General features: G+C 64.8%; 25 protein-coding genes and 1 riboswitch. Of the genes, 13 read left to right on the plus strand and 12 right to left on the minus strand.

The genetic code is table 11. The annotated features are described in order from the left end of the window. Positions 1–67 precede the first annotated feature (67 nt). From cobS to RFM41_RS21535, 3 genes are read left to right on the plus strand one after another with little or no spacing between them, the layout of a single operon-like run. Positions 68–1,054, plus strand: a complete 987-nt coding sequence (gene cobS / locus RFM41_RS21525) for a cobaltochelatase subunit CobS (protein WP_041000295.1) — start codon at positions 68–70, stop codon at positions 1,052–1,054. A 56-nt stretch (positions 1,055–1,110) separates the two neighbouring features. Beyond that, entirely contained in the window at positions 1,111–3,009 is a 1,899-nt protein-coding gene (gene cobT / locus RFM41_RS21530) for a cobaltochelatase subunit CobT (protein ID WP_320250857.1), read from the plus strand. Continuing rightward, entirely contained in the window at positions 3,006–4,022 is a 1,017-nt protein-coding gene (locus RFM41_RS21535; protein WP_320250859.1) for an esterase-like activity of phytase family protein, read from the plus strand. The genes cobT and RFM41_RS21535 overlap by 4 nt, the downstream gene beginning before the upstream one ends. A gap of 47 nt (positions 4,023–4,069) precedes the next feature. Here RFM41_RS21535 and RFM41_RS21540 read toward each other — a convergent pair whose 3' ends face one another. From RFM41_RS21540 to rpmB, 5 genes are all read right to left on the minus strand, one after another. After that, positions 4,070–4,879 (minus strand): hypothetical protein, encoded by an 810-nt coding sequence (locus RFM41_RS21540; protein WP_320250861.1) that lies wholly within the window; start codon positions 4,877–4,879, stop codon positions 4,070–4,072. 224 nt (positions 4,880–5,103) lie between these two features. Then, positions 5,104–6,879 (minus strand): GtrA family protein, encoded by a 1,776-nt coding sequence (locus tag RFM41_RS21545; protein ID WP_320250862.1) that lies wholly within the window; start codon positions 6,877–6,879, stop codon positions 5,104–5,106. A gap of 81 nt (positions 6,880–6,960) precedes the next feature. Next, positions 6,961–7,635: a spermidine synthase family protein gene (locus RFM41_RS21550; RefSeq protein WP_320250863.1), complete on the minus strand. Its 675-nt coding sequence runs from the start codon at positions 7,633–7,635 to the stop codon at positions 6,961–6,963. A gap of 85 nt (positions 7,636–7,720) precedes the next feature. Further along, the gene (locus RFM41_RS21555; protein ID WP_320250865.1) at positions 7,721–8,407 is read right to left on the minus strand and encodes a queuosine precursor transporter; all 687 of its coding nucleotides are present in this window, start codon (positions 8,405–8,407) and stop codon (positions 7,721–7,723) included. Between the two features lie 111 nt (positions 8,408–8,518). Then, the gene (rpmB, locus tag RFM41_RS21560) at positions 8,519–8,815 is read right to left on the minus strand and encodes a 50S ribosomal protein L28 (protein WP_040989302.1); all 297 of its coding nucleotides are present in this window, start codon (positions 8,813–8,815) and stop codon (positions 8,519–8,521) included. 257 nt (positions 8,816–9,072) lie between these two features. Between rpmB and RFM41_RS21565 the strand changes: the two genes are divergently transcribed. The 3 genes from RFM41_RS21565 to RFM41_RS21575 are packed head-to-tail and all read left to right on the plus strand — an operon-like array spanning position 9,073 to position 11,463. Continuing rightward, positions 9,073–9,864 (plus strand): DUF3108 domain-containing protein, encoded by a 792-nt coding sequence (locus RFM41_RS21565; RefSeq protein WP_320250868.1) that lies wholly within the window; start codon positions 9,073–9,075, stop codon positions 9,862–9,864. Between the two features lie 34 nt (positions 9,865–9,898). Continuing rightward, positions 9,899–10,786, plus strand: coding sequence for an aromatic amino acid exporter YddG (gene yddG / locus RFM41_RS21570; RefSeq protein ID WP_320250870.1), 888 nt, complete (start codon positions 9,899–9,901; stop codon positions 10,784–10,786). Further along, positions 10,783–11,463: a lysoplasmalogenase family protein gene (locus tag RFM41_RS21575; protein ID WP_320250872.1), complete on the plus strand. Its 681-nt coding sequence runs from the start codon at positions 10,783–10,785 to the stop codon at positions 11,461–11,463. Before yddG ends, RFM41_RS21575 begins: the two co-directional genes overlap by 4 nt. Here the strand turns inward: RFM41_RS21575 and RFM41_RS21580 are convergent. Both RFM41_RS21580 and gloB read right to left on the minus strand, forming a co-directional pair. Beyond that, on the minus strand, positions 11,460–11,888 hold the full coding sequence (locus RFM41_RS21580) for a cupin domain-containing protein (protein ID WP_320250874.1): 429 nt from the start codon (positions 11,886–11,888) through the stop codon (positions 11,460–11,462). The two genes, RFM41_RS21575 and RFM41_RS21580, sit on opposite strands and share 4 nt — an antisense overlap. 10 nt (positions 11,889–11,898) lie before the next feature. Next, a complete protein-coding gene (gene gloB / locus RFM41_RS21585) occupies positions 11,899–12,666 on the minus strand; it encodes a hydroxyacylglutathione hydrolase (protein ID WP_320250876.1) in 768 nt (255 codons plus the stop codon). Positions 12,667–12,782: 116 nt separating this feature from the next. On the opposite strand from gloB, the gene RFM41_RS21590 reads away from it, so the two are divergent. Further along, entirely contained in the window at positions 12,783–13,559 is a 777-nt protein-coding gene (locus RFM41_RS21590; protein WP_320250878.1) for a class I SAM-dependent methyltransferase, read from the plus strand. Between the two features lie 114 nt (positions 13,560–13,673). Beyond that, complete coding sequence (locus RFM41_RS21595; RefSeq protein ID WP_320250879.1) at positions 13,674–15,515, plus strand: ABC transporter ATP-binding protein/permease; 1,842 nt, start codon at positions 13,674–13,676, stop codon at positions 15,513–15,515. 112 nt (positions 15,516–15,627) lie between these two features. On the opposite strand, the gene RFM41_RS21600 is transcribed toward RFM41_RS21595, so the two are convergent. The 3 genes from RFM41_RS21600 to metX all read right to left on the minus strand — a co-directional run bounded on the left by RFM41_RS21600 (position 15,628) and on the right by metX (position 18,662). Further along, positions 15,628–16,557, minus strand: a complete 930-nt coding sequence (locus RFM41_RS21600; protein ID WP_320250880.1) for a glycosyltransferase family 2 protein — start codon at positions 16,555–16,557, stop codon at positions 15,628–15,630. A 262-nt stretch (positions 16,558–16,819) separates the two neighbouring features. After that, the gene (gene metW, locus RFM41_RS21605) at positions 16,820–17,434 is read right to left on the minus strand and encodes a methionine biosynthesis protein MetW (RefSeq protein WP_320250881.1); all 615 of its coding nucleotides are present in this window, start codon (positions 17,432–17,434) and stop codon (positions 16,820–16,822) included. 58 nt (positions 17,435–17,492) lie between these two features. Continuing rightward, positions 17,493–18,662 carry a homoserine O-acetyltransferase MetX gene (gene metX, locus RFM41_RS21610; RefSeq protein WP_320250882.1) on the minus strand — a complete coding sequence of 390 codons (1,170 nt, stop codon included), beginning with the start codon at positions 18,660–18,662 and terminating at the stop codon, positions 17,493–17,495. Positions 18,663–18,758: 96 nt separating this feature from the next. Further along, positions 18,759–18,836: riboswitch (SAM riboswitch) on the minus strand. 136 nt (positions 18,837–18,972) lie between these two features. Between metX and hisC the strand changes: the two genes are divergently transcribed. Together hisC and RFM41_RS21620 are read left to right on the plus strand one after the other, a co-directional pair. Then, on the plus strand, positions 18,973–20,076 hold the full coding sequence (gene hisC, locus RFM41_RS21615; protein ID WP_320250883.1) for a histidinol-phosphate transaminase: 1,104 nt from the start codon (positions 18,973–18,975) through the stop codon (positions 20,074–20,076). Positions 20,077–20,082: 6 nt separating this feature from the next. Continuing rightward, the gene (locus tag RFM41_RS21620; protein WP_320250884.1) at positions 20,083–21,021 is read left to right on the plus strand and encodes a prephenate/arogenate dehydrogenase family protein; all 939 of its coding nucleotides are present in this window, start codon (positions 20,083–20,085) and stop codon (positions 21,019–21,021) included. Here RFM41_RS21620 and RFM41_RS21625 read toward each other — a convergent pair. Both RFM41_RS21625 and RFM41_RS21630 read right to left on the minus strand, forming a co-directional pair. Further along, positions 21,018–21,965 carry a sugar kinase gene (locus RFM41_RS21625; protein WP_320250885.1) on the minus strand — a complete coding sequence of 316 codons (948 nt, stop codon included), beginning with the start codon at positions 21,963–21,965 and terminating at the stop codon, positions 21,018–21,020. The genes RFM41_RS21620 and RFM41_RS21625 overlap by 4 nt on opposite strands. A gap of 7 nt (positions 21,966–21,972) precedes the next feature. Continuing rightward, positions 21,973–22,971: a DUF2125 domain-containing protein gene (locus RFM41_RS21630; RefSeq protein WP_320250886.1), complete on the minus strand. Its 999-nt coding sequence runs from the start codon at positions 22,969–22,971 to the stop codon at positions 21,973–21,975. 118 nt (positions 22,972–23,089) lie between these two features. On the opposite strand from RFM41_RS21630, the gene RFM41_RS21635 reads away from it, so the two are divergent. The 3 genes from RFM41_RS21635 to RFM41_RS21645 all read left to right on the plus strand — a co-directional run bounded on the left by RFM41_RS21635 (position 23,090) and on the right by RFM41_RS21645 (position 25,560). Further along, positions 23,090–23,626: a gamma-glutamylcyclotransferase gene (locus RFM41_RS21635; protein ID WP_320250888.1), complete on the plus strand. Its 537-nt coding sequence runs from the start codon at positions 23,090–23,092 to the stop codon at positions 23,624–23,626. A gap of 134 nt (positions 23,627–23,760) precedes the next feature. Further along, positions 23,761–24,708: an aldo/keto reductase gene (locus RFM41_RS21640; protein ID WP_320250889.1), complete on the plus strand. Its 948-nt coding sequence runs from the start codon at positions 23,761–23,763 to the stop codon at positions 24,706–24,708. Between the two features lie 231 nt (positions 24,709–24,939). Continuing rightward, entirely contained in the window at positions 24,940–25,560 is a 621-nt protein-coding gene (locus tag RFM41_RS21645; protein WP_320250891.1) for a LysE family translocator, read from the plus strand.

Here is a 25,560-nt window from a genome sequence, read left to right on the forward strand (position 1 = left end):
GACCGCCCCCGGACAAAATCGATTGCCGGCGAAACACGGCGTTTCGCCCGTGGAGACGTTGATAGAGATGAACAAGGTCGATCGCGACATCGCCAACCTGCCCGACACGACGGTGTCGGTGAAGGAGAAATTCGGCTTCGAGTCCAAGATGGTCGTTCCCGCCTATTCGGCGGCGACCGAGCACGTGCCGGACATCGACCCGGATTATCTGTTCGACAAGGCGACGACATTGGCGATCCTCGCCGGCTTTGCCTACAACCGCCGCGTCATGGTGTCGGGCTATCACGGCACCGGCAAGTCGACGCATATCGAGCAGGTGGCGGCGCGGCTCAACTGGCCCTGCGTGCGCGTCAACCTCGACAGCCATGTCAGCCGTATCGACCTGGTCGGCAAGGACGCCATCGTCGTCAAGGAAGGCCTGCAGGTCACCGAATTCCGCGACGGCATCCTGCCCTGGGCCTATCAGCACAATGTCGCGCTCTGCTTCGACGAATATGACGCCGGCCGCCCGGACGTGATGTTCGTCATCCAGCGCGTCCTGGAATCCTCCGGCCGCCTCACGCTGCTCGACCAGAGCCGCGTCATCCGTCCGCACCCGGCCTTCCGGCTGTTCGCCACCGCCAACACGGTCGGCCTCGGCGACACCACCGGCCTCTATCATGGCACGCAGCAGATCAACCAGGCGCAGATGGACCGCTGGTCGATCGTGACCACGCTCAACTACCTGCCGCACGACAATGAAGTGAACATCGTGCTGGCCAAGGCCAAGCACTACCGCGACAATAAGGGCAAGGACATCGTCAACAAGATGGTGCGTGTCGCCGACATGACGCGCTCGGCCTTCATCAATGGCGACCTGTCGACCGTGATGAGCCCGCGTACCGTCATCACCTGGGCCGAAAACGCCGAGATCTTCGGCGATATCGGCATGGCGTTCCGGCTGACCTTCCTCAACAAATGCGACGAGCTGGAGCGTTCGGTGGTGGCCGAGTTCTACCAGCGCGCCTTCGGCGAGGATCTGCCGGAGAGCGCCGCCAACGTGGTGCTGGGCTAGGCGCGCAGCTGAAAGGCCTCCAGCCTTTCAGCATGAAAACGCGCAGGGAATGATCAATGGCGGGTCCGGGCGACAACACGCGCAACAAGCCGAAGAACGGGTCTGAAGCCGACAGCTTCAAGCGCGCCGTCACCGTGTGCATGCGCGCCGTCGCCGGCGACAAGGACCTCGAGGTTGGGTTTGCCAAGGACCGGCCTGCTCTGGCGGGAAATCGCGCGCGGCTGCCCGAACTGCCGAAGAAAGCGTCCCGCAACGACATCGCGGTCACGCGCGGCATCGGCGATTCCATGGCGCTGAAGCGCGCCTGCCACGATCAGCGCATCCACAACAAGCTGGCGCCGGAAGGCAAGCTGGCGCGGTCTATCTTCGACGCCGTCGAGCAGGCCCGCGTCGAGGCGATCGGCAGCCGCGCCATGCAGGGCGTGGCCGACAATATCGGCTCGATGCTCGAGGACAAATACACCAAGGCGAACCTTGTTGACGTCAGGGACAAGGCGGATGCGCCGCTCGAGGAAGCGATCGCGCTGATGGTGCGCGAGAAACTCACCGGCCGCGCGATCCCGAAGAGCGGCGAGCGGCTGGTCGATCTCTGGCGTCCCTGGATCGAGGAGAAGGCCAGCGCCGATCTCGACGGCCTGTCGGCCAAGCTCGAGGACCAGCAGGCCTTTGCCCGCGTCGTGCGCGACATGCTGGTTTCCATGGAAATGGCCGAGGAGCTCGGCGACGACCAGGAAACCGACGACTCGGAGGAAAACGAAGAGAACGAGCAGCAGGGCGAGGAGCAGAGCGAGGAAGGCGGCGAGGAGGATTCAGGCTCCGATCAGTCGCAGTCGGAAGATGCCGAAGCCTCCGCCGACGAGGAAGAGTCGGCCGAGACGGAAGCGACCGACGCCACGTCCGACGACCTCTCCGACGAGGATGATTCCGACGCCGAGACGCCGGGCGAGGCCAAGCGCAACGACAATCCGTTCCTCAACCTGCCGAAAGAGATCGACTACAAGGTGTTCACCACCGCCTTCGACGAGACGGTCGGCGCCGAGGAGCTTTGCGAGGAAGAGGAGCTCGACCGGTTGCGCGCCTTCCTCGACAAGCAGCTCGCAAACCTTTCCGGCGTCGTCGGGCGGCTCGCCAACCGGCTGCAGCGCCGTTTGATGGCGCAGCAGAACCGCTCCTGGGATTTCGACCTGGAGGAAGGCTATCTCGATCCGGCCCGCCTGGTGCGCGTCGTCATCGATCCGATGCAGCCGCTGTCCTTCAAGCAGGAGCGCGACACCAAGTTCCGCGACACGGTGGTGTCGCTGGTGCTCGACAATTCGGGGTCCATGCGCGGGCGGCCGATCACGGTCGCCGCGACCTGCGCCGACATCCTGGCCCGCACGCTGGAGCGCTGCGGCGTTTCGGTGGAAATCCTCGGCTTCACCACGCGGGCGTGGAAAGGCGGGCAGGCGCGCGAGAAATGGCTGAAGGACGGCAAGCCGCCGAATCCCGGCCGGCTCAACGACCTGCGCCACATCATCTACAAGTCCGCCGACCATCCGTGGCGGCGGGCGCGGCGCAATCTCGGGCTGATGATGCGCGAGGGCCTGCTCAAGGAGAACATCGACGGCGAGGCGCTGCTTTGGGCGCATAGCCGCCTGATCGGCCGGCCCGAGCAGCGCAAGATCCTGATGATGATCTCGGACGGCGCGCCGGTCGACGATTCCACGCTCTCGGTCAATCCGGGTAATTATCTGGAGCGGCATCTGCGGGCGGTCATCGAGCTGATCGAGACGCGCTCGCCGGTCGAGCTTTTGGCGATCGGTATCGGCCACGACGTCACGCGCTATTATCGTCGCGCCGTCACCATCGTCGATGCCGAGGAACTGGCCGGCGCCATGACCGAGCAGCTCGCCTCGCTGTTTGGCGAGGAAAGCGCGCGCGACACCCGGCGTGGCGGCTTGCGGCGCGCCGGATGATCTTTTCGGGGCGGCGTGCGCGGCGGAGGCTTTTCGCCTGCATGCTGGCCTGCGCCTCGCCGGCAATGACCGTCGCGGCAGCTCCCGTCGAGACGGTCGAGATTTCGGTGCGGCCGATCAACCAGTTCCATATCGGCCATGACGAGACGCGGTTCGGGCCGCTCGAATTCGTCGGCGGGCTGGAGATGAGCTCGCCGGCGCGAGATTTCGGCGCGCTGTCGGCCTTCCGCTTCCTGAAGCCGGGCGGCGATTTCATCGGCGTTACCGACACCGGCTTCTGGTTCTTCGGCACCATCACGCATGACGCCGGCAAGCGACCGTCGGGCGTCAAGAGTTTCCGCATGCAGCAGATGGTCGACGCCTCGGGCCGGCCGATCGACAAGAAATCGCAGGTCGACGCGGAAGGGCTCGCGGTCAAGGACGGCATCGCCACCGTCGGCTTCGAGCGCGACCAGCGCGTCACCCAGTTCAAGATCGATCCCGACAATATGAAGGCGCCGGTCAGGCAGCTCGATTACCTGATTCCTGCGCAGGAGCTGCGCCAGAACCGTGGCTTCGAGACCGTCACTCACGCCGACGCTTCCGGACAGCACGAGGGTGGCCTGGTCGTGGTCTCGGAGAGGAGCCTCGACACATCAGGCAATGTCTACGCCGCCGTCATCGAGGGGCCGCGTAAGGGCGTCTTCACCGTCAGGCGCGACGGCGATTTCGACATAACCGACGGCGCCTTCCTGCCGGACGGCGACCTGTTGCTTCTGGAGCGCAGCTTCTCGATCGTGCGCGGAGTGAAGATGCGGCTCAGGCGCATCTATGGCGAAAGCGTCGAGAAGGGCGCGGTCGCCGATGGGCCGGTGCTGATGGAGGCCGACATGGGCTATCAGATCGACAATATGGAAGGGCTGGAGGTCTGGACCCGCGACGATGGCGCGCTGATGGTGTCGCTGGTATCGGACGACAACCATTCGATCCTGCAGCGCAACCTCTATTTGGAATTCATCCTGCACCAGGACTGAGCAGGACCGGCTGCATGCGGCCAGTCTTGCGGGCGCGCGCCGAGAGATTACCGGCCGACGTGGCGGACTTCGTTCGTCACGAAATTGGCCACGCGCTTGCTCCGGTTGCGGATCTTGAGCATCGCGGTGTTGTCGACGAAATAGGTGTGAAGGATGCTGTCGCGGGTGCGGACCTCCGGTCCGACGGTGTCGACCGCGTGCCATGTGTCGGTGCCGACCGCAAAGGCGTAGCCCGTGTTCGGCGAAAACGACATCCGGTGCGAATTCTCGAAACGCCCGTCCGGCATGCGCTCGGCGAAGCGGGTGCCGATATGGTTGATCGAGTCATCCTCCGGCAGGTAGAACTGGACCGTGATGCCCTTCCATTTCGTGTCGGTGTGGAAGCCGATCTTGTAGCCCGCCACGTCGCGCGTCAGCATCGGCACCGGATACATGCCGACCTTCATGAAGTCCGACCCGAACCGGCGCTCCAGGCCCGGGGCAAGGCGGCGCATGAACGCGTCCTTCAGCTCCGGCGCGTGCAATGCCTTGCCGACCAGAGCCCAGACGGCCCGCTTCTCAGCCGGCAGATGGCGGATATATTCGGGATAGAGGTCGATCTTGATCCGCGTCGCGGTTCCGTCAGCCATGATATTCACATTGTTGCGTCCCTTGAGCGCACGATATTCGCGCGCCTCCGGCATGGCGGCGCGCATGCGCAGATAGAGGTCCGCTGGAAAGACATCCGTCATCTCGAGGTGCCAGAACGGCTTTTCCACAAACGTGGCGCGGTTCACGGCGCCCACCATGTGGGAGACAACATATTGCAGCGTTTGCTTGGCTGATGCTGGCGCCAACGCGCCGTCTATGGCCGACATGGATATCCCTTTCCCCAATCCAAAGAACCCCGAATCCAAAATTTCTTGAATAGATATATCGCTCGCCGCGCGGAATGCTAACCAAAGCACAGGCTGGATTGCAATGATCCACGGGACCGGCTTCAATCGCGGGTTTCTAAATCACGAGGCGATCTTGCATCGGCGCAAAGCGAGTGCGTTGCGAAGGGCGCCGTCGACGATGCTGATATGGCCCGTGCCGATATTCAACGGACCTTGTAGATCTCGATCGGCTTTCCCGCGGTAGACTGGTCCAGCTCGAGCCATGCCGGCAGGTCGCCCCGCAGCAACGCCGCGGCAAGGCCCTTCGGCGCCTCCAGGCCCAGCGATATCTCTTCGGTGTTGCCGCGGCAGATCGCGACCAGTCCCACACGCTCGCGTTCGATGACGGCGTGGGCGGCGTCCGGCGTTCCCATGAAGGCGTCGAGCATGGCCAGATTGCCGCCGACATTGCGGTGGTAAGGGCCGGCCAGCGCCCGGTGGCCCGTGAACATCAATATTCCCGAGCCGAGATTGGACGAGGCAAGCACCGTCGTCGCCGGCATGGCCGCAAGGTCATGGAAGTCGCTTGGCTTGCCGCAGGTCACTGCGTGGTCGGGATCGGAATTGATCCGCTGCGGCGCCTTCTGGACCATGGACTGCGCCGCCACCGCGACACCGGCCCAGGTCGCGTTGAGCGAGACCAGCCACGCCATGACGATGCCGGTGGAAAGGCGCCATGACGGCGTGGCGTCAGCCCGCAGGCGGATTTTCGCAATCCAGGCCGAGAGCGGCAGCACGGCGAAGGCCACGGAGAAGGTCGAGCCGCGCACCTGCCAGAGGCTGACGACGAAGGCGACGAGGAGCAGGATGGCAGCGAGCGTTTCCTCGCGGCGCAGGCGGCGGCTTCGCAATTGAAAGCCGATCAGCAGGATCGCGATGAAGGGCGTCACATAACGCGCCGCCATCAGCTTCGGCTGGTGGATGGCGACGCTCCAGAAGGGCTGCGCTTCGACCACGTCGGCCAGCCAATAGGTGCGGATACGCTCGTCCATGCCGGCATAGGGCGATGCCAGGCATTGCGGGAAGAATGCTATCACGGCGGCCGCGACCACCACCGCCAGCGCCAGCGTGGAGCCGAGCCGCGCCCGGGTTGTCGACGCGGTCAATGTCGCCGCGATCGCGAGGCCGAAGCCGGACAGTGCCGCAACCGCGAACTGGAAGGCCGAGAAGGCGTCGCATTGGGCCAAGCCCCAATCGGCCGGCCGAATGGTCGCTACGAAAACCAGGGAAGCGATGCCTGCAAATCCGAGACTAAAGCCTCGCGCCGTAATGCGCTCCCTGTCATCGAGGACGAACAGGGCAGCCGCACAGATGCCGAGCACCGCCACATAGGGAGCGGTCTCCATGCCGACAGCGAGCGTCAGGCCGGCGCAAATGCCCGACAGAAGGGCAGCGGGGCGCCAGGAAGGCGCTTCCATCAGAAGCCAGAGGCTGGCTGCCGTCAGCAACAGCTGGACGTTGTGGTGATCGATCACTCCCGGGCTGTAGATCACCAGGAAGAACAGCGCCGCCGTAGACAGGATGACCGCCGGCATCGCGACATTCGCGCCGGCGAAGCGCCGCGAGGCGCGCATGAGCACGAATATGGTCAGCCCGTAGAGCAGGGTCGGCCAGATGATCTGCGCGGCGCGTTCGGCAGTCGCAGGGCTGGCGCCGAGCGCATCGAAGGCCATGATGATCAGCGCGAGGGGCGTATCCACCAGCCGCGACCAGTGCATGACGAAGCCGCCCGAGGCGCCCATCCTGTATTGATGGAGATCGAACCAGCTTTGGCCGCCGAGCAGGTCGCGAACCTCGACCAGCCGCAGCATGCTGTCATTGTCTGCGCCATAATTCGCAAGGGTGGGGAAGCCGGACACCGCGTTGATCGTCAACACCACCAGCGTGGCGCACAACGCAAGCAGGAGATCGTTTTTCCAACCGGTGCCTGGCACGGTCATGCTGGTCGCAATGCCCTGGAGAATTTACGCGATCCTGCATCATCGGCCGTAACAAAGCGTAAAGCCGTGTGACTGAAAGCGTCAGGGCCGGTTGGTCGCGATCCAGATGACGTGGCGGGCGCCGCGCTTGCCGTTGGCCCGCGTGTTGATCTCCTCGACCGCGAAGCCGGCCTGCTTCAGCCGCCGGGTGAAGCCGCTGTCCGGCCCCTGCGACCAGACCGCCAGGACACCGCCAGGCTTCAATGCGGCACGCGCGGCCGCCAGTCCGGCCGCGCCATAGAGCGTGTCGTTGCCCTTGTAGATGATGCCTTCGGGGCCGTTGTCGACGTCGAGCAGAATGGCGTCCCAGGCGGCTTTGTCCGCCCTGATCAGCTGACCGACATCGGCCTCGCGAATGGTGACGCGAGGGTCGTCGAGGCAGCCGCCGAAGATTTCCGCCATCGGGCCGCGCGCCCAGGCGACGACCGCGGGAACCAGTTCGGCGACAGTGACGGCGGCGTCGCCATCGAGCGCGGCGAGAGCGGCGCGCAAGGTGAAGCCCATGCCGAGCCCGCCGATGAGCAGCCTTGGCTGCTTGCGGCCGGAGATCCGCTCGCAGGAAAGCCTGGCGAGCGCCTCTTCGGAGCCGCTGAGGCGGCTGTTCATCAGCTCGTTGGTGCCGAGCATGATGGAGAATTCATCCCCGCGCCGCTTCAGGCGAAGTTCCTGAGCGCCATCAGGCGTGCGGGCGGAATCAAGCTGAACCCAGGGGATCATGGCCTGATTCCACGTTTTGGGATCATGCTCTCTCTTTTTGTTTGGAGCCTGATCTTTTCCAAAAACCGGGTTCCACTTTTTGGGATCATGCTCCGACCGCGACCGCGGGCTGGCTCCAGCGGGCAGCGAGCAGCCGGTAGGGGATCAGCGCCACGACGGCGATGATGAGCTTCACCGAAAGGTCGCCAAGCGCCCAGGACACCCAGCGCATCGTCTCGACCGGCAGCACGCCCATCAGCGGGGCCGCCTCCAGCGCGAAGCTGTCATTGGGGCCGGCAAAGGCGAAGGCGGCGGAGAAGGCGACGCCGAAGAAGACGACCGTGTCGAACACCGAGCCTACCAGCGTGCCGACGATCGGCGCGCGCCACCAGCTCTGCCGGCGCAGCCGGTTGAAGACGGTGACGTCGAGCAGCTGCGCGGTGAGGAAGGCCGTGCCTGAAGCGGCGGCGATGCGCACCAGGCGGTCGGCGGCGGTCTCAAACTCGATCAGCCCATGGCGGAACAGGAAGGGCGGGATCAGGATCGAGCAGGTAACCGCCGTCATGAAGCCGACGAACACCACCTTGCGCGCCACGGCCGGGCCGTAGCGGCGGTTGGCGAGGTCGGTGACCAGGAAGGAGAAAGGATAGGTGAAGGCGCCCCAGGTGAGCACGTCGGCAAGCGCCAGGCCGCCGATCTCACCCTGCATCGGGAACTGCACGAGGATGTTGGAGGCCACGACGACAAGCGCCATGGCGGCCACGAAGGGCAGATATCGCATCAGGAAGTTCATTTTTTTATCCTGGGTAATGGAACCAGCCGAGCGTCATGGCGACGCTCGCTCTTATTCCGAGCACCGGCAAGAGCGGTGCCCGAGGCGGTCGTCCCCCGCCTGAAAGCTGCTTTAAGCGGCCGACTGCTCGGCAAGCTTCTTGGCGATCTGCTTCTTGAGCAGGCGCGCGCGCTGCGACAGTTCCTTGACGTCGGCCTTGACCAGGAAGGCGTCGAGGCCGCCGCGATGCTCGACCGAACGCAGCGCGTTGGCCGAAATGCGCAGGCGAACATTCTGGTTCAGCGCTTCGGAAATCAGCGTCACATTGACCAGGTTCGGCAGGAAGCGCCGCTTGGTCTTGTTGTTGGCGTGGCTCACATTGTTGCCGGTCTGAACTGCCTTGGCAGTGAGTTCGCAGGTGCGGGACATTTGTCTAACCTTCAGTTTCTAAACCTGCCAAACCATTCTGCCCGCGCCAGGCGGCGCGCGGTCTCGGTCAGGCGGCCTTTGGAAAAGTTGGCGTTCCATAGTGGCATTTCACCACTGCGTCAAGCTCCGGCACGCCGCCGGCTGTCAGCCACGCTCCATATAAAGGCCGGATTTCACACTATAAGCCCTTCGCGAAGGGATATGCCAGGCTGGATCCTCTGCGTTCCGGCCGAACCGCCAGGGATTCGCCAGCCGCCATGCTCCGTCCATCTCATGCATTCGCCACCCTGCTTGTCCTTGCCGTGCCGGCAACAAGCTTCGCCGCCGCGGCGCCGCAATCCTTCAAGGGCGAATATACGGTGTCCTATCTCGGCCTTTCGATCGCCAGGGCGACCTTTTCCAGCCTCTACGAGGGCGATACCTATGCTATCAACGGCACCGTCTCCGCCGCCGGGCTCGGCAGGCTGTTCGACGATACGAAAGGCACGATTTCGTCGAAAGGCACGATTTCCGACAAGCGGATGAAACCGCAGGTGTTCAGGGCCGATTATACTTCCGGCAAGAAGGCCTCGATGGTCGACATCCGCTTCAGCAACGGGGCGGTCTCCTCCACGCAAGTCGTTCCCGCCCCCGGCAAGCGCGATCCGAAGAGCTGGGTGCCGATCGGCGACGGAGACCTGAAATCAGTGCTCGATCCGATGGCCGCGACCGTCATCCATGCCGACAGCCTGGACAAGGTCTGCGGACGCACGGTCAAATTCTATGATGGCGAGATGCGCGCCGACCTGACCTTGACCTATGCCTCCAAGGGTTCGATCTCGGTGCCCGGCTACAAGGGCGACACGGTGACCTGCAAGATGGGCTTCGAGCCGGTGGCGGGCTACCGCAAGGGCCGCAAGGCGCTGAATTTCCTGAAGAACAAGAGCCGCATGCTGGTGACGTTTGCGCCGGTCGGCCAATCCGGCGTATATGCGCCGATCCGCGCCACGGTCGGGACACAGATCGGTCCGCTGACCATCAGCGCGGGACGGTTCGAAGCGGTCAATTAGGCCAGGCGCTACCGCGCACCGGCGGGGGGAATGGATGGGGCGCGCAACACTGATCGGGTTTTCGGCGGTCGCCATGTGGGCATCGCTGGCGCTGCTCACCGACGCTTCAGGGCAGGTGCCGCCGTTCCTGCTGTCGGCCATCACCTTCGCCATCGGCACCTGTGTCGGGCTGGCCGCGCGGCTGGTGATGCCGGCCGCCGACAGAAACCAGAAGATCCCGCCACAGGTCTGGGTGATCGGCATCGCCGGCCTGTTCGGCTATCATTTCTTCTACTTCACGGCGCTGCGCAACGCGCCGGCGGTCGAGGCCAGCCTGATCGCCTATCTGTGGCCACTGCTGATCGTGCTCGGCTCGGCGCTGATGCCGGGCGAGCGGCTTGCCTGGAACCATGTCGTCGGCGCGCTGCTCGGCCTTGCAGGCACGTTCCTGATCGTCACCAAGGGCGGCGGGCTGGCCTTCGACGCGCGCTACGCCTTCGGCTACGCGATGGCCGCCGTCTGCGCGCTGTTGTGGTCTTCCTATTCGCTGCTGTCGCGGCGCTTCCCGTCGGTGCCGACCTCGATCGTCACCTGGTTCTGCGCGGCGACATCGGTGCTGTCGCTGGCCTGCCATTTTCTGCTTGAGAAGACAGTGCTGCCGGATGGCCCTGGCCAGTGGCTGGCCGTCATCGGGCTCGGCCTGATGCCGGTCGGCGCGGCCTTCTATGCCTGGGACATCGGCGTCAAGCGCGGCAACATCCAGGTGCTGGGCGCCGCGAGCTACGCCGCGCCGCTGCTCTCGACGCTGGTGCTGATCGCTGCCGGCGTCGCCGAGCCGTCGCTGCGCATCCTCGCTGCCTGCGTGCTCATCACCGGCGGCGCGGCGCTCGCGGCGAAGTCGCTGCTGATGCGCAAGCCGGCGGCAAAAGAGGTCAACGCATGATGCCGTTTGCGGGCGGCATCGAGGCCAACGCCAACGCAACGCTTTTGTTCTCGTTCGTCGCGGCCGTGATCTACGCCTTCGCGCTCGACATGCCGCCGAAATGGACGCGCACCGCGGCAAAGACGCTTGCCGTGGCTTTGTTGGCCGCGCTTGCCGCCATGCAGGGCGGTCCGTTGCTGCTCGTCGCGGCGCTGGCACTCAGCGCGGCCGGCGACGCGTTTCTGTCGCGCGACGGCGAGAAGGCCTTTCTCGGCGGGCTGGCGAGCTTTCTCGCCGGCCACATCGCCTATATCGCGCTGTTTTTACAGGCAGGCGGCGGGCTGCGGCTGTTGAGCGCCGAATTCTGGCGTGGCGCGATCGCGCTGGCCATGGCCGCGTTCAGCATCGTCATGCTTGCCGCGCTCTGGCGCCGTGTCGGCCCGCAGTTGCGCGTCCCCGTTGCCGTCTATGTCTTGGCAATCCTCGCCATGGGCATTTCGGCGCTTACCACAAGCAACCGCTGGGTGATCGCCGGCGCGGTGCTGTTCATCGCCTCGGACGGGCTGCTGGCCGCCGAGCGCTTCCTGCTCGCGGCGATCTCGCCGCATCGCCTGTGGATGCGCTACGCGGTCTGGGTGCTTTATTACGCCGCCCAACTGTCGATCACGCTGGGGTTTTTATTGGGCATAGCCGGTTAGACCGGCTGCCAGCCCGGCTCGGCCAGCTCGAAGGCGGCGAAATCGAAGCCCGGCGCCACCGTGCAGCCGACCAGCGTCCATTCGCCAAGGCTGCGCGCCGACTGCCACCAGCCTGCCGGCACGACGATCTGCGGCCGCTCGCCGGCGGCAAAGGCAGTGCCCAGCACCTGCTCGATGACCGAGCCCGGGCCTTCCCCATGCATCGACAGCGCCAGCGGCGCGCCGGCATAGAAATGCCAGACCTCGGCCGCGTCCTTCACCCGGTGCCAGGCCGAAAGCTGGCCTCGCTCGAGCAGGAAATAGATCGCGGTCGAATAACCGCGCGGGCCGCCAGCGGCGTCGCGAAAGGTCTCGGCATACCAGCCGCCCTCGGGATGCGGCTTGAGGCCAAGTGTGGCGATAATCTCGGCGGCGCTGGCGGTCATTCAGGCAGGCTCAAAAGTTGTCCTTACGCTTGCGGATCTCGGCAAAGACCTCCGCATCGGAGGCCTTCTCCATGCCGAGATGCTTGCGGATCGCCGGATCGTGCCAGCGCAGGAACGGGTTGGTCGACAATTCCTCGCCGATGGTGGTCGGCAGCGTCGGCTTGTTGTCGGCGCGCAGCGCCTCGATCTTTGCCGCGCGCTGCTTCAGCACCGGGTTGCTGGGATCGATCGTCACCGCGAAACGGGCATTGGCCAAAGTATATTCGTGGCCGCAATAGATGGCGGTTTCGGCTGGTAGCGCCGCCAGCTTCTTCAGTGAGTCATACATGACCGGCGGCTTGCATTCGAACAGGCGCCCGCATCCCAGCGCAAACAGGGTGTCGGCGGTGAAGGCCACCTTCGAGGCCGGCAAATAATAGGAGACGTGGCCGGCGGTATGGCCGGGTGTCTCGATGACCTCGATCCTTTCCTCGCCAAGGCGCACGACCGAACCCTGGCGGATCGTCTCGTCGATGCCGGGGATCTTCGCCTTTTCGGCTTCCGGGCCGACGATGCGCAATTTGAAGCGCTCCTTCAGCGCCAGATTGGCTTCGACATGGTCGGCATGATGATGCGTGGTGAGGATCACTGTCGGCGTCCAGCCGGTGCGCTTGATCGCCGCCAGGATCGGCGCCTCTTCGGGCGCGTCGATGATCGCCGTCTCACCGCTCTTCGGATCGCGGACCAGCACGCCGAAATTGTCGGTGCGGCACATGAACTGCTCGATTTCGACCGGCATCGCGTGTCTCCCTTTGTCGCCGCAGACATAGGGCGGGCGGGCGCCGATGTCATCCGCGTTTGTTGAACCTGGCACCTTTGTTGAACTTGGGCCCCTTCGCAGCTACCGTCCCGCGCATGCATTCGGATATCGTCGATCTGCGCTCCTTCTACTCGTCGACGCTCGGCCGCCTGGCCGAGCATTCGATCACCATGGCGCTGTCGTCCATTTGGGCAACCGTGCCCAACGAGCGGCTGGTCGGCCTTGGCTACACGCTGCCGTGGCTGGAGCGCTTCGGCACCGATGCCGAGCGCGTCTTCGCCTTCATGCCGGCGACGCAGGGCGCGGTGGTGTGGCCGGCGACCGGGCCGGCGGCGACGGCGCTGGTCTTCGACGAGGAGCTGCCGCTGGTCGATTCCTGCATCGACCGCGTGCTCCTGGTGCATTCCCTCGAACATGCCGAGAACCCGCGCGAGACGTTGAACGAGATCTGGCGCGTGCTGTCGCCGGCGGGCAGGGTGGTCATCGTCGTGCCCAACCGGCGCGGCGTGTGGGCGCGCTTCGAGCACACGCCCTTCGGCAATGGCCGACCGTTCTCGCGCGGCCAGCTGACCGAATTGCTGCGCGAGGCGAACTTCACCCCGGCGACGTGGAGCGATGCGCTGTTCTTTCCGCCGTCGCCGCGGCGTTTCATGATGCGGTTCCACAATGTGCTGGAGAAGGCCGGCCGGCGGTTCTGGCCGATCTTCTCCGGCGTCATCGTCGTCGAGGCGCAGAAACGGCTCTATCAGGGCGTGCCGGTCGCGCAGCGCGCCTCTCGCCGCGTCTTCGTGCCGGTCTTCTCGCCGCAGGGGGCAACGCGGCTTGGCCGGCACGCGACCGGCGGCGCGCCTGGCCAAGTGACGCGTTCGTGATCGCAGCGCCTTGCATCGCGCGGCAATCGCCACCCTATCTGAGGCATGCCCGATCCAAGGCATGCTCGCTTAGCGCGGTATTCATGACCGCCGCGCAAACCAGGAATATCCTTCATGGACGACCAGACCGATAAAAAGCCGGGCCCGCAGAAACCCGCAGTCTCAGTCGAGGCGAGCAGCCTCGCCGATCAGGTGGCGACGATCAAGCTGGGGCTGAAATCCTCGCCGGTGCGCAGGCAACTTGCCTGGGTCTCCATCGGCATCGTCGCGGTCATCATCGCCACTTCGATCGGGCAGGTCCTGCTCAATCGCTGGAACCAGCCTTTCTACGATGCGCTGGCGCGGCGCGATATGACCGACTTCCTGCATCAGCTTCTGGTCTTCGCGATGATCGCCGGCGGACTTCTGGTGCTCAATATCGGCCAAACCTGGCTCAACCAGATGATCCGTCTGAGGTTGCGCGAGGCGCTGACCCTCGACCTGATCGATCAATGGATGCGCCCGGCGCGGGCCTTCCGGCTCGCCAATGCCGGCGCCATCGGCGTCAATCCCGACCAGCGCATGCAGCAGGATGCCGCTCACTTGTCGGACCTGTCGACCGATCTCGGCGTCGGCCTGCTGCAGTCCCTCATCCTGCTCGTCTCCTTCATCGGCGTGCTATGGGAACTGTCTTCCGGCTTCGTGTTCCACATCGGCGGCTATTCGCTGGCGATACCGGGCTACATGGTCTGGGCGGCCTTCCTCTATGCCGGCATCGCCTCCTGGCTGAGCTGGCTGGTCGGGCGTCCGCTGATCGGCCTCAACAGCGAGCGCTACACCCGCGAAGCGGAGCTGCGCTCCTCCATGGTGAGGGTCAACGAAAACGTCGACGCCATCGCGCTCTACCATGGCGAGCCCGACGCCCGGCGCAGGCTGGAGCTTGACCTCGGCACGGTGCTCGGCGCCATGCGGCGCATCTTTACCGCCCAGATCAACCTGTCCTGGGTGACCGACACCTATGGCTGGATAACGGTGGTGGCGCCCATCCTGGTGGCTTCGCCGGTCTATTTCTCGGGCGACATCTCGTTCGGCGGGCTGATGATGGCGGTCGGCGCCTTCAACCAGGTCCATTCGTCCCTGCGCTGGTTCATCAACAATATCGGCAGCATCGCCGACTGGCGCGCGACGCTGATGCGCGTGGCCGACTTCCGCATCGCGCTCACCGAAACCGACGCGCTGCACGACACGGAAAAACGCATCCAGTTCGTTGAGAATGCCAATGGCAGCCTGACCTTCGACAGGCTCGAAGTGGGTTCGCCGGAAGGCTGCACCAAGCTTGCCCAGACCGATGTCGAAATCCACGCCGGCGAGCGCGTCATGATCACCGGCGAGCCGGGCGCCGGCAAGACATTGTTCTTCCGTGCCATTGCCGGCCTGTGGCCATGGGGAAGCGGCCGGATCGGCCTGCCGGCCGGCGAGACCCCCATCTTCGTGCCCAGGGTGCCGTATTTCCCGGCCGGCACGCTGCGCGAGGTCCTCGACCATCCGAACGGCGAGGCCCCGGCCAGCGATGCCGAGATCGCGGCGGTGCTTGGCGAGGTCGGCCTCGATCGGCTGGCGACTGCCCTCGACCATCCCGGGCGGTGGGAACGTGAGCTCGGCGATGACGAACAACGGGTGCTGGCTTTCGCCAGGCTCGCCTTGCGCAAGCCGAAATGGGTGATCATGGACGAAGCGCTCGACGCGTTCGACGGCCCGACGCTGCGACGGGTGTTGGCCATGCTGGAGAAGCGCTTGCCTGAAACCGCGATCGTGAATATCGGGCGCGGCCAGCACAACAACCAGTTCTTTCCGCGCTCGCTGAACATCGTCAAGGATTCCGGCGCGCCGGCGCTGAAACCCGCGCGCGTCAGGGCAGGGGCGATCGAGCCGCCGCCTCCGGCGGCGCGCCGCAAGAAGGAATCCACTGAAGCTTGAAGCATGTCTCCCGAAAGCGGGAACCGGTTTCGGGATAAAGACATGCGTAAAATCAAAAACCTAAAAGCGTATGGAGCGAATCTGAAAGATCGCGGCGCGCTTTAGAAGGCGGTCAGACTGCCCGGGCGCCGTATTTGGCGCGGAACTCGTCGTAGCAGTCGCGCCGCCAGCGGCGGCCAACGACATAGCCGCGCAACAGTTCGGCCGGCGAGTAGCCGAGCGACTTGGACGACCGGTTGGCGTGATAGCCCGAAAATGCCTGCGGAAACCTGCCCTTGAGGATATCGGCGATGATCTGTCGCGCAATCATGTAAGGTGGAACCTCGGGGTAGCGGTCGGCGATATAGGGATGCTTGTCGATCAGATTGGCGTAGGCCTGGACATAGCCGTCGCGGCGGCCGGAGATCGAATTCTCCGAACTGTACTTCTTCCAGTCGATATCCTGTGACAACAGGGCGCCGCTGCGTTGGGCAAAGCGCAGCAGCAATTCGCGATCCTGCATGCGCGTCACGTCGCTGTCGTAACCGCCGATCGCAAGCAACGATTCAAGCCTCGCCGTGATCGCCGAGCCGGCAATGAAGATGGTCTGCGAGACCAGGGCGCGCTGCAGCGTGCCCTTGTCGAGGAAAGCGTCGCGATTGATGCACTTGGTGCTGCGGCCGCCCTTCAGCGACACGAAGGAACTGATCAGCACCTCGAGCGAAGGTGTCTCCTCGAAGCGCGCGAGCGTCCGCTCCAGCCGGTCGGGCAGGTAGATATCGTCCGAATCGAGGAACGTCACGACCGGCGCACGCGCGCGCTCTATGCCCGCATTGCGCGCGGCATTGGCGCCGCGCCATTTGGCGCCGACATAGATCAGCCTGGGGTCGCGGATTTCGGCGAGCGCGGCGGCCGTCCCGTCGGTCGAACCGTCGTCGACCACGATGTGCTCGAAGCGGGTAAGTGTCTGCGCCAGAACGCTTTCCACCGCGCGCACGACCTGACTGCGCCGGTTGTGAGTCGGCGTGATCACTGAGATCAGCGGAACATCCTGGCTCGGCATCGGCCTGCCACCACCGATCGGATCTGGCGTTTGTCGAATGGGTCCTATGTCTATCTTCTTGTCTCACCTTTGATTTGCGGCCGACGCTACAAAAAAGCCATCTTTGTGTCACGCCAGGCCGGCCGAGAAATGCCGAAATTGGTGGCTTTTCCGCAACATTGCGGTTTGATGGCAACATAATTGGCGTTCCGGCTGGCGTGACCGTCCGCTGACCGGGGGACAGCGGCAAGAGCCGTGCGCTTGCGGAAATCACTCCGCGGCGTCAGCGTCTCAGCAAAAACACCGCCTGCTGGCCGAAGAAGTTCCAGAACCACCAGGGCATCGACAGGCCGATCTTCTGGCCGTTGGCGTCGAGCGCGGTTGCCTTCTCCACCGTGGCGCCGAGCTCCTCGCACAGGTTGACGAAGTCGCGGATGGTGCAGAAGTGGATGTTGGGCGTGTCGTACCAGGAATAGGGCAGATCCTTGGTGACCGGCATCCTGCCCTTGATCAGCAGCGAGAAGCGCACGCGCCAGTGGCCGAAATTGGGGAAGGAGACGATGGCGCGGTTGCCGATCCGAAGCAGCTCGTCGAGCACGACCTTCGGGTTGCGCGTCGCCTGCAGCGTCTGCGAGAGCACGACGAAGTCGAAGCCCTTGTCGGCGTAGAATTTCAGGTCCGTGTCGGCGTCGCCCTGGATGACCGACAGCCCGCGCGCCACGCATTCGTTGACGCCGCGCTGCGACAGTTCCAGTCCGCGGCCGTCGACCTGCTTGGTTTCCTGGAGGAGCTCCAGGAGCACGCCGTCGCCCGAGCCGACATCGAGGACGCGCGAACTGGCCGGGATGAGATCGGTGACCACGTCGAGGTCGACACGCTGGGCGCGATTGACGCTCATGGCTTCGCCTCCTGCGTGGCGCATGATCCCCATCCGAAAGGACTGCTGCGTTTCGGGGTCATGCGCCGAGCCCCCTGGCGCGGGCGGCGGAGGCGATGAAGCCGTTGATGGCCGCGAAGAGCTCCGGCTCGTCGAGCAGGAAGGCGTCATGGCCGCGATCGGTCTCGATCTCGACGAAGGAGACGGAAGCGCCCGCCGCGTTCAAGGCATGCACGATCGAGCGGCTCTCCTCGGTCGGGAACAGCCAGTCGCTGGTGAAGGAAACCAGGCAGAAGCGCGTCTTGGTGCCGGCGAAGGCGTCGGCGAGGCGTCCGCCATGATCGGCGGCAAGGTCGAAATAGTCCATCGCGCGGGTCAGATAGAGGTAGGAATTGGCGTCGAAGCGGTCGACGAAAGTCATGCCCTGGTGGCGCAGATAGCTCTCGATCTGGAAATCGGCATCGAAGCCGAAGGTCAGCGCCTCGCGGTCCTGCAAATTGCGGCCGAATTTACGGTGGAGCGCGGCTTCGGAAAGATAGGTGATGTGGGCGGCCATGCGCGCGACGGCCAGCCCCTTTTCCGGCCGCTTGCCGAAATCGAGATATTTGCCGCCATGCCAGTCCGGATCGGCCATCACGGCCTGCCGGCCGACTTCATGGAAGGCGATGTTCTGCGAGGAATGGCGGGCGCCGGTGGCGATCGGCAGGGCGCAGAAGACCCGCTCCGGATAGCTTGCGGCCCATTCCAGCACCTGCATGCCGCCCATCGAGCCGCCAAGCACGCAAAACAGCTTTTCGATGCCGAAATGATCGATGAGCATCGCCTGCGCGCGAACCATGTCGCGGATGGTGATGATCGGCAAATCGAGCCCGTAGGGCTTGCCGGTGGCCGGGTTGGTCGAGGCCGGGCCGGTCGAGCCGAGGCAGCCGCCGACGACGTTGGAGCAGATGACGAAGAAGCGGTTGGTGTCGATGATCTTGCCGGGGCCGATCAGTACCTCCCACCAGCCAGGCTTGCCGGTCACCGGATTGGTGTTGGCGACGTGCTGGTCGCCGGTCAGCGCATGGCAGACGAGGATGGCGTTGGAGCGCGCGTCGTTCAAGCTGCCGTAGGTCTGGTAGGCGATCTGGAAAGGCGAAAGGATAGTGCCGGCGTCGAGCTTCAGCGGCTTGTCGGGGCCGAACTGCAGCACCGGGCTCGACGGATGGTCGACCTCGTCCTTGGTTCTTGCAGCGCGCTGAGCCGCCATGTCCGTCCCCATCCTGTGCCGCATCGGTCTTGTTCCGATGCGGTGTCCGGCCGGCGGCGGACAACAAAAAACCGGCATTGCCGTCGCAAAGCCGGTTACAGGTTGCAAACGGCCCTTTAGCAAATTGTTTAACGTGGCTGCAAGCCGACCGGCCAAATCACCACGGAAGTCTGGCAGCTCTTCTAGGACTAGCGCCGCGCTTCGTCAACGGGTGGGCAGCTTTCTGGCACCAAGCGCCAGCACTCGACATTCCAGCCTGCGGCCTGTATTTCCGCTGCGGCCTTGAAGGCCCTCTCGACGGATTTGTGACATGAAGCAGGATCAGCCCCGTCCGACGCCCCGCGCGGGCATCATGGACATCGAGGCCTATGTGCCGGGAAAAAGCACCGCGCCGGCCGGCGTGACGAAAGTCTACAAGCTGTCGTCGAACGAAAATCCGCTGGGACCTTCGCCGAAGGCGATCGAGGCCGCGCGCGAGGTGGCGGCGAAGCTCGATGTCTATCCCGACGGCACGGCGCGACGGCTGCGCGAGGCGATAGCCGAGGTGCATGGGTTGAACCCGGCCAACATCATCTGCTCCAACGGCTCTGACGAGATACTGGGGCTGCTGGCGCAGACCTATCTGGCACCGGGCGACGAGGCCGTGTTCACCGAACACGCCTTCATGGTCTACAAGATCTATATCCAGGCGGCCGGCGCCAAGCCGGTGGCGGTCAAAGAGACCGACGAGCGCGCCGATGTCGATGCGATTTTGGCTGCGGTGACGCCGGCGACGCGGATCGTGTTCCTCGCCAATCCCAACAATCCGACGGGCACCTATGTGCCGTTCCAGGAAGTGCGCCGTCTGCACGCGGCATTGCCGAAGAACGTGCTCCTGGTGCTCGACGCGGCCTATGCTGAATATGTGCGGCGCAACGACTACGAGGCCGGCATCGAGCTCGCGGGCAGTTCCGAGAACGTGGTGATGACCCGTACCTTCTCCAAGCTCGGCCTCGGCGGCGCGCGCATCGGTTGGATGTATGGGCCGGCGCATATCGTCGATGCGATCAACCGCATTCGCGGACCGTTCAACGTCAATGCCACCGCGATCGAGGCCGGCATCGCCGCGATCCGCGACCGCGCCCATATCGAGCGCAGCGTGGCGCATAACGAGAAATGGCTGGCCTGGCTCAGCGCCGAGCTGACCGGGCTTGGCCTGCGCGTCACGCCCAGCGTAGGCAATTTCGTGCTGATCCACTTTCCCGATAGCAAGACGCATTCGGCGGCGGCCGCTGACGATTACCTCAGCGCGCGCGGCTATATCCTGCGCCGCGTCACCGGCTACGGTTTCCCCAACGCGCTGCGCATGAGCGTCGGCACCGAAGAGGCCAATCGCGGTGTCATCGACGCCCTCAAGACCTTCCTGAAAAGCTAGAACACCATGGCATCACCGATGTTCGAGAAAATAGCGCTGGTCGGCATCGGCCTGATCGGCTCGTCGCTCGCCCGCGTCATCCGCCGCGAGGGGCTTGCCAAGCACATCGCCATCGCGACGCGCAGCGCTTCGACGCTGAAGCGCGCCGAGGAACTGGGCCTTGGCGATTCCTACACGACGGAGGCAAAAGAAGCGGTGCGCGATGCCGATCTCGTCATCGTCTCGGTGCCGGTCGGCTCCTCGGGCGAGGTCGCGGCCGAAATCGCGCCGGCGCTGAAGAAGGGCGCCATCCTCACCGATGTCGGCTCGACCAAGGCTTCGGTGATCGCGCAGATGCAGCCGCATGTGCCGGAAGGCGTGCACTTCATCCCCGGCCATCCGCTTGCCGGCACGGAAAAGTCCGGACCCGATGCCGGCTTTGCCGATCTCTTCGAGAACCGTTGGTGCATCTTCACGCCGCTGCCGGGCACCGATCCAGCCGCGCTCGAGACGCTTTCGGAATTCTGGCGGCGCTGCGGTTCCAACATCGATACGATGGACCCGCAGCACCACGACATGACGCTCGCGATCGTTTCGCACCTGCCGCATATCATCGCCTACAACATCGTCGGCACGGCGGACGATCTGGAGGCGGTGACCAAGAGCGAAGTCATCAAATATTCCGCCTCCGGCTTTCGCGATTTCACCCGACTGGCGGCGTCGGACCCGACCATGTGGCGGGACGTGTGTCTGCACAACAAGGACGCGATCCTGGAGATGCTGGCGCGGTTCTCTGAGGACCTCGCCTCGCTGCAGCGCGCGATCCGCTGGGGCGACGGCGAGAAGCTGTTCGACCTCTTCACTCGCACACGCGCCATCCGCCGCTCGATCATCGAGGCCGGCCAGGATATCGATGTGCCGGACTTCGGCCGGCAAGCCGTCGAGCATCCGGCAGCGAAGAGCTAGGCTTTTTCCCTCGCCTGTTCCGGTGACGGCCAATGCGTCGCCATCATTGCCAGCGTCTCGGCCCTGTTCGGCGCGCCAAGCCTGCCCCCGAAGCGCAGGCATTTGAGCGCCGCGGCGGCGCTGGCAAAGCGTAGCGCTTCCTCCATCGGCATGGCCTCGGCAAGCCCGACGGCGAAAGCGCCGTGGAAGACGTCGCCGGCGGCGAGCGTATCAATCGCCTTGACCTTTGGCGCCTCGACATGCCGGACGCGCCCGGTCGTTCGATCGTGCCACCAGGTTCCGGCCGCGCCACCGGTCACCGCGACAAAGGCATCGGTGCGCGAGGCGAGGTCGGCGCAGGCGCTTTCGGGGTCGAGCGCGTGGCCGCAGACGATGCGCGCCGCAGGCTCCGAGGCGACGATGTGCGAGGCCAAGGGCAGCAGGCGCTCCTGCACCTCGATCGGTGCGGTGTCGGCGTCCAGGATCGCCGGACAGCCGATCGATCTGGCGGCGCTGAGAGCAAGCGCCGCCGCGCCCGGCCAGCGGACATCCACCAGCACGGCATCGAAGCCGGAAAGATCGGCAAGCGGCAACGCCTCGGGATCGGCTTGCGCCTTTTTGTCGTAGAAGGGGACTATGATGCGCTCGCCATGCGCATCCACCACGATCGCGGCCAGCGCCGAACGCGCGCCGGGAACGCGGCGGATCAGGCTGCAGTCGACGCCTTCGGCCTCTATGTCGGCGATCAGCTGGTCGCCGACCAGATCGTCGCCGGCGCTCGCCCACAGCGAGACCTCGGCGCCGAGGCGGTGCGCCGCGCAGGCGGCGCTCGTCGCCATGCCGGAGGCGATCTGGACGCCGTCGCCGGCGATGAACTTGCCTTGATGCGTGGGCAGCGCATCGACGCGAAGGATGGTGTCGAGGGTGAAGGCGCCGACGCTGAGCAGTCTGACCGGGTCCCCCATAGCCGCGTTACTCGACGGGCTTGATCTTGCCGAGCGGGATGAAGCCCAGCGAAGCCTTGCCCTTGATGATCTTGAGCGGCAAGGACGGCTCCTTGCCAAGCATGGCGATGGCAGCAAAGCCCTGGTCGATCTCGCTTTTGTGCTCCGGCACGGCGCTGCCAAGGATGGCCGCCACAGCCTTGGGGTCCTTGAGCTTGATCGTCAGGCTTGCGTCGACCAGGCCATCCGCGTCGATGGAGACCGGTCCGGACACGGTGATGCGCGCTGTGCCGGATGACAGGTCGAGCCTGGCGATGTCGATCGACTGGCCGCGCAGACTCTTTGGCGGCACGGCGATCAGCGCCACGCCGTTCTTCAGCGTTACGTCGCCACTGCCGTCCAACGCCGGCAGCACGCGTCCGTCGATGGCATCCGCGTTGATCTCCAGATCGCCGAAGCTACCGATGTAATTGATGTCCTGGCCGGCCGGCTGCAACTGGCCGGCCGCCTTGCCGGCGCTGAACAACTGCATCGGGTCCGTGTCGTCCTGCGGATCGGTCTGACCGTTCAGGCCTTCAGCCTGCAGCGAGACGCTCCGCGGCAGCGGCCACCACACTTTGACATTGGCCTGCAACTGGTCCCAGTCGATCCACAGCGGCGGCATGCCGGGGGCTATCGTCCGCAGCGGGCCGCGCAGGTCGGCGACCGGCGACAGTGGTCCGGTGATCCCGGCGACGACGTTGAAGCTTCCGGTGGAGGCCGCGACTTTGCGGGCGTCATCCTCATAGGCGATGTTGTCGCAGGAGACCGTGAAGCTCATCGGATAGCCGCTGACGGTGAGGTTGGCGCAGCCGGCGGCGATGCCCTTGCTGCCCAGCCGCGCCACCGCCTGGTCGGCCTCGGTCTTGAGCCTGCTGGCGAGATAGAACCAGCCGCCGCTGTAGATGGCGAACAAAATGACGATGAACGCCGCGAGCCAAAGCAGCCGGCGGCGGGGTTTGGGCGATCGCTCGTCACTTGACGTCATGCTGCGGCTCTCGTTAACCCGGCGAGCGGGCGTTTACCAATACGCAAACAAGCGGGGGACAGAAGAAGCACCCTAACGGTGCGGTGTCGTTCACTCGAATGCGATCAGGCTTGGCGATATGGGCGATTTTTGGGTTTTTGGCTATGGGTCGCTGATCTGGCGGCCCGGATTTGCCCATGTCGAGACGCGCCGTGCCCGGCTTTACGGCTATCGCCGCTCGCTTTGCGTCTATTCCTTCGTGCATCGCGGCACGCGCGGACGGCCGGGCCTTGTGCTCGGGCTCGACCGGGGCGGCTCCTGCATCGGTCTCGCTTACCGCGTTCCCGGCAATTTGCGCGACGAGGTGCTTTCCTATCTGCGCGAGCGCGAGCTGGTGACCAGCGTCTATCTCGAACGCCTGCTCGACATACGGCTGGACAAGGACGGGGAAAGAGGGGGCGATTCAGTCGAGGCGGTCGCCTACATCGTCGACCGGCGGCATGAGCAATATGCCGGCGCGCTCGATGCCGGTCACGCGGCGAAACTCGTTCGCGGCGCCGTCGGCCAATCCGGGCGGAACGAGGATTATGTCTTGAGCACGCTCGAGCACCTCGAGGCGCTCGGCATCTGCGATCACTGGCTGGAGGAAGTGGGTCGGCGGATCGCGTCTTCGTGAGGGGCTGGTCCGATCAAGAAGCGCTGGTCCGATCAAAAAGCAAAACCATGCCTTTGACCTCGGCTGGCCACGACCTAGCTTAGCGCCAACCATCCTTGGGCGTCAGGCCCGTTCCAGCATCACGGAGATCAGTCTTGCAGAAACGTCGTCTCGGTCGCACCGACCTTTCCATCGCGCCGCTGGTCCTGGGCGGCAACGTCTTCGGCTGGACCGCCGACGAGAAGACCTCCTTCGATCTGCTCGACCGGTTCGTCGGAGCCGGCCTGAACGCCATCGATACGGCCGATGCCTATTCCCGCTGGGTCCCCGGCAACAAGGGCGGCGAATCGGAAACCATCATCGGCAAGTGGATGAAAAGTCGCGGCAACCGGGACAAGGTCATCGTCATCACCAAGGTCGGCTCCGACATGGGGCAAGGCAGGAAGGACCTCTCCGCGGCCTATATCGAAAAGGCGGTCGACGCGTCGCTGAAGCGGCTGCAGGTCGATGTCATCGACCTCTACCTGTCGCATTGGCCGGATCCGGCCACGCCTTACGAGGAAACGCTCGGCGCCTATCAGCGCCTGCTCGAAAAAGGCAAGATCCGCTATCCCGGCTGCTCCAATCTCGATGCCGGCCAATTGCGCGCCGCGCTCGACGTCGCCAGCCTGCGCAGCCTGCCGCGCTATGAGGTGCTGCAGCCCGAATACAATCTGTACGATCGCTCGTCGCTTGACGGGCCGCTGCTCGACCTCTGCAATGCAGAGGATATCGGCGTCATCACCTATTTCAGCCTGGCCAAGGGATTTTTGAGCGGCAAGTACCGCAGCAAGGCCGATCTCGGGCAAAGCGCGCGCGGCGAGGGCGTGGCGGGCTACCTCAACGAGCGCGGCATGCGCATCCTGTCCGCGCTCGATGCCGTGGCCGAGCGCCATTCGGCCAAACAGGCGGAAGTGGCGCTGGCCTGGATCATCGCGCGGCCGGGGATCACCGCGCCGATCGCCAGCGCGACGACGCCCGCCCAGATGGACAGCCTGATCCGCGCCGCGTCGCTCAAGCTTTCGGCCGACGATATCGGAGCGCTCGACCGCGCCAGCTCGTAAGGCGTGTTGATCTTCAGGTGAGGCCGGTCTGCAAATGGCGGCTTCCTGCGCTTCCGGTGCTCACGTACTTCAAGTACGCTCCGCTCCGGTTCTCGGAAACCACCATTTTCGACTCGGCCTGACCTGAATCTCAATACGCCTTAACGCAGCAGCGCCGCGCACGATCGTCCAAGACGGCCATTACAAAACCCTCGTAAGTCCTGTCGCATGGCGGCAGGAGGAGGGTTCGGCATGGCCGGCGGCGTCTTGAGCGAAGCGCAGCCTTGGCAGCAAGTGCTGGCGCTGGTGCTGGCCGCGACTGTCGTCATGGGCAGCCCTGGACCCGCGACCATCAGCGTGACCGCGGTCGGCGCGGCTTTCGGCCTGCGCGCCTCGCTGGGTTACACCTGGGGCGTGGTGCTTGGAACGATCGCCGTGCTTCTCATCGTCGCCGCAGGCATCGTCGGCATGCTCGCCTCGATGCCCAGGATGGCCACGGCGCTCGCGATCCTTTCGGCCGCCTACATTCTTTATCTGGCTTTCAAGATTGCGACCGCGCCGCCATTGGTCGAGCGCGGCAGCACGGCGACGAAGCCCAATTTTCTCGGCGGCTTCATGCTGGCCGTCGCCAATCCGAAAGCCTATGTGGCGATCGGCGCCGTGTTTGCCGGCGCCGCTTCGCAGGCCGATACGCTCGGCGTCTCCACCAGGCTGCTGGTGCTTGCCGCGATGATCGTCGCCATCCATGTGGTCTGGCTGCTCGCCGGAACCGCCTTCGCGCGCTTCCTGCGCCATCCGCTGGCCTCGCGGATCATCAACCTGGTGTTTGCCGCCACCCTGGTGCTGACGATCTTGCTGGCAGCACTACGATAG

It is taken from the genome of Mesorhizobium vachelliae, from assembly GCF_033977325.1.
Lineage (GTDB): Bacteria > Pseudomonadota > Alphaproteobacteria > Rhizobiales > Rhizobiaceae > Mesorhizobium > Mesorhizobium vachelliae.